The organism is Segatella copri (assembly GCF_002224675.1).
GTDB classification, from domain to species: domain Bacteria; phylum Bacteroidota; class Bacteroidia; order Bacteroidales; family Bacteroidaceae; genus Prevotella; species Prevotella copri_U.
On the sequence record NZ_NMPZ01000005.1, the window covers coordinates 35,346 to 51,616 of the forward strand.

7 protein-coding genes are annotated in these 16,271 nt (G+C 45.0%); 4 read left to right on the top strand and 3 right to left on the bottom strand.

The window, feature by feature from the left end; all coding sequences use genetic code 11:
• Positions 1-7: 7 nt before the first annotated feature.
• The 3 genes from CFT61_RS04335 to CFT61_RS04345 all read right to left on the bottom strand — a co-directional run bounded on the left by CFT61_RS04335 (position 8) and on the right by CFT61_RS04345 (position 7,613).
• The gene (locus CFT61_RS04335; RefSeq protein WP_089543246.1) at positions 8-2,146 is read right to left on the bottom strand and encodes a TonB-dependent receptor; all 2,139 of its coding nucleotides are present in this window, start codon (positions 2,144-2,146) and stop codon (positions 8-10) included.
• Between the two features lie 166 nt (positions 2,147-2,312).
• A complete protein-coding gene (locus CFT61_RS04340; protein WP_089543247.1) occupies positions 2,313-4,319 on the bottom strand; it encodes a RagB/SusD family nutrient uptake outer membrane protein in 2,007 nt (668 codons plus the stop codon).
• Between the two features lie 18 nt (positions 4,320-4,337).
• A complete protein-coding gene (locus CFT61_RS04345) occupies positions 4,338-7,613 on the bottom strand; it encodes a SusC/RagA family TonB-linked outer membrane protein (RefSeq protein ID WP_089543248.1) in 3,276 nt (1,091 codons plus the stop codon).
• Between the two features lie 219 nt (positions 7,614-7,832).
• Here CFT61_RS04345 and CFT61_RS04350 point away from each other — a divergent pair, with 219 nt between their 5' ends.
• From CFT61_RS04350 to CFT61_RS04365, 4 genes are all read left to right on the top strand, one after another.
• Positions 7,833-11,963, top strand: coding sequence for a two-component regulator propeller domain-containing protein (locus CFT61_RS04350; RefSeq protein ID WP_089543249.1), 4,131 nt, complete (start codon positions 7,833-7,835; stop codon positions 11,961-11,963).
• 562 nt (positions 11,964-12,525) lie between these two features.
• The gene (locus CFT61_RS04355; protein ID WP_254918851.1) at positions 12,526-12,711 is read left to right on the top strand and encodes an SPASM domain-containing protein; all 186 of its coding nucleotides are present in this window, start codon (positions 12,526-12,528) and stop codon (positions 12,709-12,711) included.
• A 5-nt stretch (positions 12,712-12,716) separates the two neighbouring features.
• Positions 12,717-15,617, top strand: a complete 2,901-nt coding sequence (locus tag CFT61_RS04360; RefSeq protein ID WP_142990554.1) for a carboxypeptidase-like regulatory domain-containing protein — start codon at positions 12,717-12,719, stop codon at positions 15,615-15,617.
• A 344-nt stretch (positions 15,618-15,961) separates the two neighbouring features.
• On the top strand, positions 15,962-16,153 hold the full coding sequence (locus tag CFT61_RS04365) for a hypothetical protein (RefSeq protein ID WP_089543252.1): 192 nt from the start codon (positions 15,962-15,964) through the stop codon (positions 16,151-16,153).
• Positions 16,154-16,271 lie beyond the last annotated feature (118 nt).

The following is a 16,271-nucleotide window of genomic DNA, read 5'->3' on the forward strand; positions in this document are numbered from 1 at the left end:
TCATATTTTATCTTAAACCAGTATCTTTATCACTATTGTTCAATATACGTCTGTCTGTCTTATATTTTCTACCATGACTAAAGGTATAGCCAAGTGTAAACATAAGCATATTACCATTATTCTTGATATAAGTAACTCCTCGACTTATATAATACTTACTATTTGTTCTATTTTTATAGTCAAATCCCTGTGGATAGCCCAAAAGAAGACAACTTAGACCTAGACGAAGATTCTTATGTTTATAAGACACCGTGAGGGTGGATTTTTTCTCTCCGGCGCTTCTTGTTTCACCAGAAAAACTCTCCCAGGCATTGGCAAAATAATACTCCACATACCATTTCTTCAAATTCAAAGATGCCGTTAAACCATAATGCAAAGGCTCGAAATCGTGCGAATAATCCAAGCCACGGCTTCTCTTGTGCTGATATTGCAGCTCTCCTTGGATATCAAAGATATCAGGGATGACATGGAATACCAAAGTCGTATAAGCGAAATAAGAAGTAAAACTTTTCTGGTTCTCAGGCTTCCACACATACAAATAGCTACCATCCGCTTGCTGTTGTGGCAAAATGCTTGTCATAATGGCATCTGGAGTGTAGCTCATATTACCGCCCCAGTAAACATCAACTATCTTATTATTCCATGTGAAGCCCAAATCACCATAATAAGTAGATGTTGCCTTCAAGGTACTATTACCATCATTTGCTTGCATTGTACTTCCCTGCTGTCGCACCTCGCTCAACTGGGACAACGAAGGCACCTGTGGATTGATAGAGCCTGTAAGTCTAATTCTAAAATTCTTAATAGAATTAGTGGCTAATGTAAACTTCGGTCTAAAAGTCCACTTGTGAAACCCCACACTACCTTGCTCTATTGATATATAGTTTGCACCAACACCTAACTGGAAATTAGCGATTTTACCCAAGCGTCCATCCAATTGCGAAAACAAATACACATTATTGGAATTCAAGACTGTAGTAACATTCTGACTTCCTGTATATTTGTTATCAGTTCTACTAACAGCATAGTTAGTACCACCAGAAAAGGACAGCTCCTTATTCAACAGTTTGGTGTAAATTGCCTCTGTTATCAAAGAATACTTACTACCATCGGCTTCATAGCCATAGTCGTGTAAAGGACTGGAATTCAACGTTTCATCAACATCCCCCAGCAATACATATTCATTCTGTCTATGAGTGTTATCTGAGCCTAAATGAGTGCCGACGACATTGATGATAAGACTTTGTTTTTTAGGCAGATTCAGACTATAATAAATATCCAACACAGGATTTCGATCATGCCCAAAATCATTGGTAAAAAGCAACAAATCTTGTCGCCCAGTTTCAAATACCTTTTGCAGTTTCTTGTTGTAAGGGGAATTGGTCCAGTCAAACCCAAATCTCACATTTAATGAATACTTACCAGGATCAGCTAAGTTGTAGCTAAGCTGTAAGTTATGAGAATTATAGGTCATCTCTGCATCTTGACCGACATAATCTACAGTACGCTCCAGTCCATCAGGCTGCAAATATACAGAATGGCTGTCCTTTCGTCTCTTATCATACCAACGATAGTTCAATCCATAAGACAGGCCGAACTCAGACTTCTTATAATTATATCTGAAGAATGCATAACTGTTATTGAATCTTTCCCAAAGAGCCTGAGTTGTATTGACACCACCTACGTAACCGACATATCTTTTCTTTACGATATAATTGATTACAACGGCAAGGCTTGCATCACCATAGCGCACTCCAGGATTATCTATGTACTCAATACGGGTAACCTCATTCGGCTGCAAAGCCAAGACGTCCTGTACCGTAGCCTTAATATCATTGATACGAACCTGAACGCCACCAAGATAACTGCTGATGCTCTGCTGTGCCTCATTCACCTTGAGATTAGGCAAATGCAATTTTCTCAGAAGATCATAGCCATTGGAGGAGTTTTCCTTAATCTTGGCAGTAGGCAGGATAATATCTCTGTCAACCTTATGAATCACACGAGCCGCCTTGACTACAACATCACTCAAGTGTAGTGTAGTATCAATCGGGACTATATCTTTTTCAACATTTACAGTGTCATTTTCTTGTGCATTCACATCTATTGATGCCAACAATAGCATTATAAACATTATCTGTTTCATACCCCTTATTTTATTAACGAACTATTGTTTCGTCTTATTAATTAACTAAAGTTTTCCACCCCAAAATAATAGGAGTAAGGCTCAGAAGAGATTATCCATCAATGGACAATTTCATCTGAGCCTTGATTGATTAGAATACTTATTTAATCTAGTTTAGTCTAGAAGACTACTTCTCTGCTGACTGACCTGCTGATGTTGGCCAATATGGGTTCTGATACAATGGACTCTTCTCTACAGAAGAATAATCACTTGCTGTAAGCAGGAACTGCTTGATAGGAAGTGGCTGCAGATAGTGAGCCATGTGCCAGGTGAAACCATCCTTGTAGCTGTTGGTAGCTGTCATGTTCACCTCCAATGGACGATAGTACTCGCTCAGAGAAGAGCTTGATACGTTGGCATTAGAAGAGCCATCGGCATTCAGGTTGTTATACCAGCTCTGCATTGGAGTATTCCAGAGATGAATACCCTCCATGTGAGCAGGAGTTGTCATCAACTGATCGTATGAACGCCAGCGCTGCAAATCCATACCACGAAGACCTTCTGAAATCAACTCGCAACGACGCTCACGACGGATATTGTAGAGAATCTTATCGGTCAACTGCTTGCCTGCAGAGTAAGAACCCCAGTCGGCAGTTTCCTTACTCATCTCAGTAGCATCGATGGTAACCTGTGGGTTAACAGCATCACCTGTGAAGCCGGCAGCCTTACGTACATCCTTCCAATACTCCAGAACCTTGCCAGAAAGACTGTTGGTCAACATATACTCAGCCTCCATGTAGTTCAGCAGTGCCTCGGTAGCACGGAAGATTTCAGCTGCATTGTAGCAGTTACCATTACCTGTATTAGCCTTATCAAAGGTACCACCCTTACGGATTGCATAACCTGTAGAATAGTCATTCTCGGCATTACGTGTGGTAATGGTTGGATATGGCTCGTCGATGACATAGTGATCCTCTGAAGCAGACATATTCTTGAATACATTCTTCTGTCCAGGAACCTTCAGGAAGATGGTGAGACGAGGGTCACGATTGGTAGCAACATCAGCGATAGTCTGGTCGCTATAGGTATAGGCTGAATTATAGATAGGCTTACCATCCTTCATCACATAGCCCTCTACCATAGAGCGGGTAAGACCTACACCAAAGTCTCCATGCTGGACACCAACCTCCACATTATTGACTACACCCAACTCCTTGCTATACTGGCGCCAAAGGATAACCTCAGGTGTACCCGACATATCTGTAGTACCCCAGATATTGAAGTAAGGGTTCTGAGGATCACCTTCCTTCTGAGGAATAGTACCGGTGTTAACCATCAACTGATCCTTATACTTGTCAGCTACCATTTCGGCAGCCTTGGCACTCTCCTGCAGGAAATACTTAGCCTCAGCATCAACAGAACCTGTAGGATACTGATAGTTGGCATTATACTCCTTAGCCTTGCCTGGCCATCCCTCGCCGTTAGGAACGAAAGCTGTGCCGGCAAAATAAGTCAGCCAAGAACCCTCGTAGAGAGCTACACGGCTCTTGAACAGGCGGGCTGCATCTGGAGAGATACGGGTATGGTTCTTGTCAAAACCATCCTGCATCAGCGAGATAGCCTTGTCCAGGTCTTCCATGATGAAACGAGCCACCTCGTTGCAAGGCTGACGCTTGTTGGCAGCCACCAGGATTTCCTCATTGTCAGGGAATGCCTCGGTTACAATAGGAAGGTCGCCCCACTTCTGCAACATATCGAAGTAGCAATATGCTCTCATAAAGTAGATCTCACCGATATACTGGTTGATGATAGCCTCACTACCAGAGATCTTACCAGCCTTCTGAGCCTCGAGGATAGAATTGAGCTGGTAATTGATGTTGCGGATATTATTCCAAGACCAGTTGCCGTTATCATTGGCTGTTTTCCAAAGTCCTGTGGCAAACTTGCCATCACCTTTCCAGTTGATCTGGTTGTCGGTATTCACATCTCCGGCATAGAGACCATAGCTCCAGTTGGCGTGTCCTGGCATGACATCACCATAGAACTGATCGGCAGCAGCTTTCACCTTTGCCTCTGAAGTAAAGAATCCATCAGAAGGTAAGCTTGATGGTGGCTCCTGCTCCAGATAATCACTACAAGAAGAGAAGGATGCAGCAAGTGCCAATGACATAAGTGCTATATGTTTGAATTTCATATTAATATCTCCTTTTAATTATAATGTAACGTTAACACCGAAAGAGAAAGTGCGAGAGAGAGGATAACCATTACCATAATCGGTATCGATGGTCTCTGGGTCGAACTGACTTGGAAGATCGGTGATAGTGAACAAATTCTCTGCTGAAACGAAGAAGCGGACATTGCCCAAACCTGCCTTTGAAACCAAGCTCTGTGGCAGGGTATAGCCAATCTGAAGGTTCTTCATACGCAAATAAGCTGCATTGAGCAAATAGCGTGTCTGGGTATGGATGTTCTTCCCGCTGTACTGCGGACGTGGCAGATAGGCATTCAGATTCTCTGATTCGTAGCCATTCTTAACAGACCAGGTTTCTGAATCGCGGAAGTAGTCCTGAACGCCGGTAATACCTGCAGCCCACCATACACCAGAGTCGGTAGCTCCAAACAGAAATTCTTTCGCATCAGAATAATCACGCTTCATGACACCCTGCATGAATGCACGGAAGTCGAACCCCTTCCAGCTGGCAGTGAGATCAAGACCGAAGAGATAACGAGGAGTTTTGTTGCCGATAACCTTCAAGTCACCATGGTCTGCCAATGTATTGCTTCCATTAGAGATCTTGCCGTCGCCATCCAGGTCCTTGTACATGATATCACCAGCAGCCCACTTGTCGCCAAGCTGGCTCTGTCCACCATTTGGCAAGGTAGCCAGATGCTGGTTCATCTCATCATTAGTCTTGGCAATTCCGATGGTTTCATAACCCCAGATTTCGCCTACCTTGCGGTTCTCGATATAGCTAGACAAAGAACCTGTAGGGTTGTTTGGATAACGGGTTACCTTAGCCTGAGCATCAGAAACATTGAATGTTACACCATAGTTCAAGCCATTCTCCAGATGATCGCGCCAGCCAATCTGCAACTCCCAACCAGTGGTACGGAGGTCAGTATTGTTGGTCTTAGGAACAGCAGTTCCCAAAAGTGCAGGCAACTCAGGAGCAGGACCTACCATGTCCTTGGTATTACGTACATAGTAATCGAAGGAACCAGTCAGGCGGTTGTTGAAAGCACCCCAGTCGAGACCGACATCATAGCTTTCTACCTTTTCCCAACCCAAGGCTGCAGAAACCAGACCTGGAGCTGCAGTAATGTTGGTCTTCTTACCCCCCTGGAGCCAGGTACCTGATACTGATTTATAATCTACTGTAGAATAGGTCTGATACCAGTTATCAATATTCTGGTTACCCAAAGAACCGTAAGATGCACGGAGCTTCAAGGTATTTACTGTATTCTCCAATGGCTTCCAGAAGTTCTCGTGAGCGATGTTCCAACCCAAAGAGAAGGATGGGAAGGTCTTCCACATATTGTTTCTGCGGAACTTGGATGTACCGTCATGACGGATATTGAACTCGAAAAGATACTTCTCGTCATAGTTGTAGTTCAAGCGGCCGAAGAAGCCGGCTGTCTGCCACTGGTTGCGTCCGCCATTCACGGAAGGAACGATTTCCTTGCCTTCGTAGCTCAAGCCATTGGTCAGATCCACCTCCAGACGAGACTCATCCAAGATACCATTACGCTGCAGACCGAATTCGGTCTTTCTCAACTGCTCTGCCTGGAAACCACCCATTACGTGGAAGTTATGCTTCTTAGCCAGAGAGAAGTTGTACTCGGTATAAGCCTGGAAGTTATAGTAGTTCTCCTTATATTCATCCTCATGAACATTGGAACCCTTGTCGTAAACGATAGGATTGCCGGCAACATCATGGTTGTAGAGCATCTTCTTGTCCCAGTGGCGTGCAGTATTCTCTGAACGATAAGTGAAGTCGATATGAGTTCTCCAGTTCTTGATAGGCTCAATCAACAGGTTCACCTGCTGGTTCAGAATGTCACGCTCCTTGGTATCCTTACCTGCTGTAGCCAGACCGAGGGCAGGAGAAGGTGCAGAATAATAATAACCGTTGCGATCCTGCAAAGGCAATACTGGCCAACCCTGACGTGCCAAGTCCTGATACAGACTGTTGGTCAAATTAGCAGGGCGCTGGAAATCGGTACGGGTCCAGCGGGTAGAGTAATCCAGGTGCAGCCAATCGGTAATCTGCGCACCAATCTTAGCTGCCGTATTGTAACGGTCGTTCTTATCCTTATCCAGCTTCATGAAACCGCCATTGTGCAGGTAGTTGAAAGAAGCATAGAAATTAAACTTATCATTACCGCCGCTCACACTTGCGTTATGCTCCTGAGAGAAGGCTGTGCTCTTATACAAGGCATCATACCAATCTACGTCATCTACACCATAGCCGTAGCCATCATTCCATGTTGTGCCGTTGCTGGAATCGATACCGTAGAGCAGGTTACCATTGGCATCCTTTCGGGTACCAGGACCTACAGGAGTGGCATTGTGATAAGCCACGATCTTATCCATACGCTCCTGATCGAAGAACACACCACTACCACCATTGGTATGAGCATCGTTTACCCATGCTGCATAGTCAACAGAGTTCATCATGTGCTTGCCACGAATCATTCCGCTGAAACGGAAGCTGTTGTTATAGTTGACTGTAACCTTACCCGACTTACCTTTCTTGGTAGTAACCAAGATTACACCGAAAGGTGCACGGGAACCATAGATAGAAGATGCAGCAGCATCCTTCAATACAGATACACTTTCGATATCCTGTGGGTTGATGGTATTCAAATCACCCTCAGAACCATCAATCAAGATCAATGGAGTACCCTTGGAACCCTCACCAATGGTAGTAGTACCACGTACATTTACATTAGGAGTAGCATCCATAGAACCAGATGAGCTGGAAATCTGCAAACCAGGAACCAGACCCTGCAATGCCTGGGTAGCATTGGCAACAGGACGGGAAGCAATCTCCTTGCTGTCGATTACAGAGACAGCACCAGTGAGGTTTACCTTCTTCTGAGTACCGAAACCTACGACAACTACTTCACTCAAAGCCTGATTGTCGTCTTCCAAAGTAACGTTCAACGGACCATTACCAGCTTTTACCGTCATGGTCTTATAACCTATATAAGACACTTCGACCATAGCACCTGGAGCAGCACTGAGCGAGAAGTTACCATCAAGATCGGTAACAGTACCCGTCTTGGAACCCTTAACCTTTACGGTAGCACCGATTACCGGCTCACCAGAAGGATCAAGAACCTGACCTTTAACGACACCCGACTGCTGAACAACCTGAGCTGTAGAAGCTGCCATGATAGATTGTGGAGGCAAAGCAACGCCAGTTGCCAAAGCTGCCAAAGCCATCAATCTTCTAGACGATGTTATTAGCTTAAGATTTTCCATTTTAAGTTGTATTTTAATTTGTTAGTTTATATTATACAGTTTATGTAAAAAATGTAAAGTGCCGCCTTCGCTCTCGCCAAGGCAACTTTTATTGCTTCACAATTGCAAAATTCGGACTTTTTTATCATATATTAGGGAAAATTTCGCTAAAATAAGGGAAAAATTCGGGAAAAAGTAGTAATTTTGTACCCAAAATACAAAGAAATACTAATAATCGAGATGAGAACAATATATTTGATACTGACTTTTGTGTGCTGCATCATTGCTAAAGCGGAAACATTTCCATACCGCAGCATTGCATCTTTTAACATTTCGCCAGCGTCAGAAAGCTACTGTATGATGCTGGATAGCGAAGGAATGATGTGGGTAGGAACCAATTCCGGACTCAAATCATACGATGGCTATACAGTGAAATCGTATAAATCGAATGCACTTTCTCCAGGTATTCTCCCCAACAACGACATCCGTTCCATGGCAGAAGACCACGAGCACAATCTCTGGCTGGGAACCCGAAACGGTCTGGTAAAGATAAACCGGAAGACTGGCGTTTTCAAGACCTATTTCCTGCCAAGCGAAGATCAGAGAATCATCTACCATCTCTTTGTTTCGAGAGATGGTACACTCTGGGTTGGTACAGATGGAGGATTATCTTATTTCAATCCGGAAAATGAATCCTTCTATACCTATACTTCCAGGAATGCCTGGCGCATCGATGAAAACGGAAAGAAACAGCGCCTCAATTCTTTCAGCGTAAAATGTGTAGCTGAAGACAAGAATGGCGACCTTCTCGTCGGCACCTGGTCTTCCGGACTGATGCGTCTGAAACGTGGCAGCAACGTTTTCCTCAGCTACCCGAAGCTGAATGACATAAATTCTGCCTACTCGCTCTTTTTCGACAGAAACCATCGTCTCTGGGTAGGAACCTGGGGATATGGAGTGCTGTGCATCAGCAATCCGGACAATCTGAAGAATCCGCAATATCATCAATATCCCTATACAACCAATAATTTCGACATCTTCTATAAATTCGTAGAAGACCCTACTACGCATACTCTCTGGGCATGCACAAGAGAAGGCATCTGCTTTCTCGACGAAAACCTGCCGCAGGCCAGCTGGCAGAAATATACCCAGATAGGCAACAGCCGACTCATCTACTGCAATGATATCTGCACAGATGGGGGGGGCAACATCTGGCTCTGCACGCAGAATGATGGAGTCCTGCAGATTACCACCACACCATCGCTCTTCAGGCAGTGGCATCTGGGAAATCTTCAGAATGCCCCTACCATCAACTATGTCAATGCAATTCTCACTACCGACGGGAAATGGTTCTGGCTGGGACTCAATCCATACGGAGTAGCGCTCTACAACAGATACACCGGTGCCACCTATTATAATAGTGAAATTCCAGGTTTTGGCAGTTTGCACGACTATACGCTAACCACGAGTATCACCAGCATTGCCAAAAGAAGCAATGGGGAAATCTGGTTTGCGGTCAACAACTATGGTGTCGTAGTCAAACCAAAGGAGGGGAATGCCTTCGAACTGAATCGCAGCAATACCAAATACATCCAAGAAGACTTTGTCAATGCTGTTTTCGAATCAAAGGATAAAACCATGTGGATAGGAAGCCGCAATGGTATGAGTATCGTGTATCCAGACAATACAGGCTACTTCCTGACCATGAAAGAAGGTAAGAACGACTTCAGCAGCTGCGACATCCGTAATATCAGCCAGGATAGGCAGGGCAACATCTGGGTCTCTACCGATAATGAAGGCATCATCCGCATTTCGGGAAACCCCAAGAACATCCGTTCGCTGAAATACAAGCAATACTGCTCTAAAAACCAGCTCTTTGCCATCAATGATGCCCAGAAATGCATGGAGGACAAGCAGGGCAGACTCTGGGCGATATCAAACAGTGGCGGACTCTTCCTATATAATAAGGTGGAAGACCGTTTTGAATACCAAAACCGAAAGATTCATCTTCCGGATGACCAGACCTTCTCCATAGAAGGCGATGCTTTCGGCAATATCTGGGTAGCGCTCAACAAGTCTCTGGCTTATATTACCTGGAAAAGTCAGGATGCGGAAGACTTGCGCAACATCACTTACTTTACCCGGGAAGACGGTTTGGGAGAAGTCCATTTTTCGGCGGATGCCAGTTATCAGTTTGGCAAGGAAATCTTCTTCGGCGGCAGAACAGGCTTCTTCTCCTTCACTCCATCTCCTCTTATGGGAATGAAGCATCACAAGAAGAACAGCAAGCTCATCATTACCGACCTGCTGATAGACGACGTGCCATTTGCCATGCTGGACTCTGTTCTCAAAAGTGATATTTCGAAAGAAATGCCTCACTATACCCAGGAGATTACCATACCGGCAAAGGTGAAGAAGTTTGATATCGAATTTGCACTCCTCACTTACGGCAATGCCAGCAAGAATGTCTATGCCTACCAGCTGGAAGGTTATGATGAAGACTGGCAATACTGCAAGCCTGATGTTCACAAAGCCACCTTCCAGAACCTAAGCGCAGGAACCTACAGATTGCGTCTGAAGGCCACCGACAGCTATGGTCAGTGGCAGGAACTGCCCTACACCATCACCATCAAGGTGCTGCCGCCATGGTATGCATCCAGAATAGCCTTCATGTTCTATATCCTGATGCTCATTGGCGGCATCTTTGCTACGGCACGATGGTATAAGGAGCGGGTGAAAACCAGAAACAGCCTGCAGATGGGAGTTATCCTTACCAATATCACCCACGAGCTGCTCACCCCTCTTACCGTCATCTCTGCCACCATCTACAAACTCAAGGCGATGGCACCACAGTATGAGGAAGATTATCTGGTGATGGACAACAACATCAACCGCACCACCCGACTCCTGCGACAGATCCTGGAAGTGAGAAAGTCGCAGGCAGGACAGCTGCATCTGCTCGTGAGCCGCAGAAACCTGATTTCGTTCATAGAAGAAGCTTGCGAGAATATCCGTCCGATGGCTGAACACCAGAAGATTATCCTATCCCTGGAGAAGCCGAAGGCTGAAGGCATGGCATGGTTTGATGCCGACAAGATGGATAAGATCATCTACAACCTGCTCTCCAACGCCATTAAATATAATAAATGGGGGGGCAAGATTGATGTATCGCTCAGCCTCAGCAAGGAGCAGGCGGTCATCACGATTGCCGATAATGGCATCGGTATGTCGAAGGAGAAGATGAAGCATCTCTACACCCGATTCTTCGATGGCGACTACCGCAAGCAGAACATGCCGGGAACCGGTATCGGACTGTCGCTGACCCACGACCTGGTGAAGCTGCATCATGGCAACATCCAATGTGAAAGTCAGGAAGGCAAAGGCACTACCTTCACCATTACCCTGCCTATCAGGAAGAGTGCGTATGCACCAAATGAAATAGACAACTCTGACAAACCAAATGCAGTAAATCAGGAAGCTATCAGACAGGCAAGCCAGGAAACGAAGCAGGAATCCCAACCTGCTTCTGAAGACAAACCTAAGCTGGCACCTGTCCACCAGAGCATCTTCATCCGTAAGAATGCGAGCAAAATCCTGGTGGTGGAGGACAACGAGGAACTGCTCGCCCTGATGCTGCAGGTATTGAGCAAGAACTATCATGTGTTTACGGCAAAGAACGGAAAGCAGGCGATGAACATCATCATGAAGGAGAAACTCGACCTCGTGGTGAGCGACGTGATGATGCCGATTATGGATGGCATCGAACTGACCAAGCAGCTGAAGTCTGACAAGAGTTTCTGGCAGTTGCCAGTTATCCTGCTCACCGCCAAGAACAAGGAAGAGGACAAGACCGAGGCTTATGCCGCAGGAGCAGATGCCTACATCACCAAGCCTTTCAAGTTTGATGAGCTGGAAGTCCGAATCAATGCCCTTCTTGCCAACCGCAAGAAGATGATAGAGAAGATTCAGGCAGAAGTTTCGCTCCAAACCAGCACGGAGAGCGAAACACAGACTGCGTTACATTTGAGCAACCCAGATCAGGCATTCATAACCCGTGCCACAGAGGTAGTGATGCAACATCTTGCAGATGGCGATTACAACCGCGAGTCTTTTGCCAAGGATATGGTGATGAGCGAATCCACCCTATATAATAAGGTGAAAGCCACAACAGGGCAAACGGTCATTGCCTTCATCACCAGCATCCGCCTGAAGGAAGCTCAGCGCATCATCCAGTCGAACCCTAACATTCTGATCAGCGATGTGGCAACCCAGGTGGGCTTCAACACTCCGAAGTATTTCTCCAAATGCTTCAAGAAGGAGTTCGGCGTCTTCCCGAAGGAGTATGCAGAGAAACAGAAAAACATCAATTAGCATGATTAGTCGTGGAAATCCATTGTTTTTCCGCACATTTCCACGACTAATAAATACCAACTCCCTATCACTATTCTGCGCGAAATGGCTTTTTTACCCCCTTTCGCGCAAAATAGTGACTCATTATTTTGCGCAAAACGACCTTTTTACCCCCTTTCGCGCAAAATAGCGACTCATTATTTTGCGCGAAACGATATTTTTAGTATCTTTTCAGCCGAGATAATCTTGTTTTCGTGTAAATTTCACAAAACAATAAGCTCGTTTTCGTGTAAGATATGGTTCCATTACTATAACGCACCGAGTTATCACTATGGATGACTTATTCCGTATCTAAAAACTCCAAAAGCCTAGAGGAAAAAGTAATTGTTATTAGGGAAAATCTTCGTTCAAAAGTATTGAACCGCCGTTCAACACTTTTGAATGTACATTCAAAGCTTTTGAACACACATTCAACACTTTTGAACGGAGATTTTCCCTAATGATAAAAACATATTAATCGTGCTGGAAATACAATTTCCATTAGAAGAAGATATTATCCGCTTCATAGTTGTTATTCCAATATTTGGCAGCATCGACCCCATTTGATGATGATAAGTGCAAGGTATGTCTTTTGCTGCCGGTGTGTGGGGGTGGCTGTCCATACAATCGCATTAAACGTGATACAGAAGACAATAATATCAACGTTTGTCCGTTAATAAAAGGAAATCTGAAGAATTATTTGTTGAATCATTGTGCAATTAAAAAATAGAAATTATGACAAAACTGTTTACTTTATTTCTTGCCATGTTATTGTCTGTGGCATGTTACGGTCAGGAAAAGTTGACTATCAAAAGTCGCGTGGTAGATTCCAAGACACGTAATGACGTGCCTGGAGTCACCGTACAACTCTTATCCTCAGACAGCACGGTTATTGAAACCTTGGTGGCGAACAACCATTGGACCCGGGATGATCAGGAAGGTTATTCCTCCATCTTTCAGTTTGACGTGCCAAGAGTAAAGGCTAACTATATCATTCGTGCCAGCTATCTGGGCTATAAGACATCGTATGTCAACATTTCCATAGGTGACCTGAGGAAGAGGGAGTATCTGAGGGAGCTTCCTCCTGTGGTGTTGCGCCCTGATTCGAAGATGCTGCAGGAGGTAAATGTCGTAGGAAGTAAGGTGAAGTTTTATCATAAGGGAGATACAGTTGTCTATAATGCCGATGCCTTTGTATTGGCAGAGGGCAGTATGCTTGATGCCTTGGTTCGGCAGATGCCGGGCGTGGAAATCAAGAAAGACGGACGCATCTATCACAATGGCCAGTTTGTTGAGAATCTGCTGCTCAACGGCAAGGATTTCTTCAGAGGCAACCAGGAGGTCATGCTGGAGAATCTTCCCTCCTATACCGTCAAGCAGATAAAGATATACGACAAGTATGGCAAGAACAGCGAATTCCTTGGCCGGAAGCGTGAGGACGACAAGACGTATGTGATGGATGTCAATCTCAAGAAAGAATATTCCATCGGCTTGCTGGCTAACCTTGAGGGCGGAGCAGGTACGAAAGACCGTTACCTGGGTCGCCTCTTTGCCATGCGCTATACGGACCATTCCCGCATTACCTTCTATGGAAATGTGAACAATCTTAATGACAACAGAAAGCCTGGCCGCGACTCAGACTGGAACCCCGTTGACATGCCGAAGGGCGACAATAGGGAGAAGCTGGGCGGATTAGACTATGCGGTGAGTGACAGAAACCAGAAGTTTGACCTCAATGGCAATGTGCAGGTGAGCCATTCCAATCAGGAAGTCATTACCAATACCGACCGTGTGAACTTCCTGCAGAAGGGAAATACATTCGATTATGAGCGCCAGAAAGAAACCGTGAAGAATTTTCACCTGACAGCCGTCAACCAGCTATACCTCGTATTTAACAACAAGGTAAACCTGCTCCTGAAGCCGGTATTCCAATATGATAAGTTCGACAGGTACAGCAATTATATTTCCGGCACATTCTCCTCTATGCAATATGATGTCAGCCGGGAAATGCTCGATAATATTTATGCCGTCGGTTCGGAGAATCTGATCCGCCAATCCCTGATTAACAGATATAAGAAGGAGGGATTGGGCAAAGGCTATCAGATGGCAGGAAGTTTCAATGCGGTAAGCACGATCAAGCTCAAGGGCTCTGATGACTACATCAACCTGATAGGACAGGTCTCCTACGATAAGCGCAAGGAGGACTTGTTCAACAAGTATGCCGTACACTATGGTGATGATAAGCAGGTGCAGAATTCCGGCAATCAGTACTTCAGAAACCATCCAGACCGGAACTTTTTCTATCAGCTGGGGGCAGCCTACAACTTCCGCTTGAGTCAGGCGGTAGAATTGTCCATGTATTACGGTTTTGGTCATCGTGACAAGAAACGCCATTCTTCGCTTTATCTGCTGGACCAGCTGGATGGGGCGGAAGAGGAGAGTTCTTCTTCCATAGGATGGCTGCCATCGGTGGCGGAGTATGAACGCACGAAGGATAGAAGCAACAGTTATGTAAGTCAATATACGGAGGATGCGCATAGTCTGATTCCGTCTATCACATGGGATAAGGATACTGAGCATGGCAACTGGAGTGCACAGGCCAAACTGGGAATCGTACCTACCCGCCAGAAGCTTGCCTATGAGAGAGGAGAGGTAGATACAACCATCGTAAGAAACACGGTGCTTCTTACCTTTCCCTTTACCCGACTGAGCTACTGGGTAAAGAATCACACGAAGGGATTCCAGCTGCTCTTCAAGGCAACCCCGAAGCTCCCTGATCTCCTGAACATGGTGAATATTCAGGATGCGACAGACCCTATGAATGTGAAGCTGGGAAACAGCAGCCTGAAAAATGAGATGTCTTATGACGTGAATCTTCTCTTCAGCTCTATGAATATTGCCAGGCAGCGAAGCCAGAGCCTTCGCCTGGGCTACACCTATCGTGCAAATGCCCTGGCTATGGGATATAGCTATGATGCCCATACGGGTGTCAGGAAATATCGTGCAGACAATGTAAATGGTAACTGGAATGCATCAGCTTCCTATAGTTTCGAGCAGCCGCTTGACAAGATGAAGCGACTGGCATTTGGAACCTGGACACGTGTGGAATACGTGAATAGCGTAGATCTGATAGGTAACTCTGAAGGCGCGGGTTATCAGGCATCCCGCAGCACTGTACAGACAACGTTGCTCGATGAAACCTTGAAGCTGGACTATAAGGTAGGTAGCTCTTCTACCATGGGCGTAAAGATATCCGCAGCCTGGAGAAATGTTGACGGCAAGGCAATGGACTTCGACCACATCAATGCAGTGGATTTCAACTATGGAGCTACAGCCTCTTTCAATCTGCCCTGGCATATTCAGGTGGGTACCGACCTGACCATGTATTCCCGCCGTGGTTACGAAGGAAGTTCTATGAATACCGACGATTTGCTCTGGAATGCCCGCCTTTCCTATACTATGCTCAAGGGAAAGCTGACGTGGATGCTTGATGGCTTTGACATCCTGGGCAACTTGAACAACATCACTCGTATGGTAAATGCCCAGGGTAGAACCGAGACATTTGTCAATGCCTTGCCACGCTATGCAATATTGCATGTGGCATATCATTTTAACATGAAGCCCAAGAAACATTAATTTATGATTTACTCAAGTTTCGCATGTAAGCTCCACACGCCCTGAACCAACGGTCACCGGCCGAAGGGAAAAGTAAAGGGCGTGTGGGATGTGGCTTATGGCACACCCTCTCTGTGCTCTGTCTTATACTAATGACCTGTTCATCATGGCATATAGGCTATTGTCGTTTCCCGTGAAGTGCGGAAAGAGATGCTAAATAACTGAAAGATGAGGAACAAAAGTACTGATTTTATTCATTTTATCCATCGTATTGAATAAAATCAGTACTTTTTTATTCAATACAAATGATATATTGAATATTTTTTGTATCTTTGCCTCGGTTTAATCAATTCATCAGAAGAGAAATGAGAACAATTATCAATAACCAGAAAAAGGAACGGGATATTCTGCTTTCCCGTCCTTACCTTACACGTCATACCCAATATGATGCGGGGGAACTCAAATGCTCTAATTTGACTATTGTTACGATGAATGAGGAAAGAGTAATTGAGAAAAATGGATATAAGGTCAAGGTTTTGCCTATATATAAGTTTTAATGAGCGGCAACACTGCGGATGCTGATTCGCGATGGGTTTCCTTGACATTTGATGTTACCAAACGTTAAATGTAACCTATTCAAAGACATTTTCTACATAAAAATGCAAAAAAAGGAAA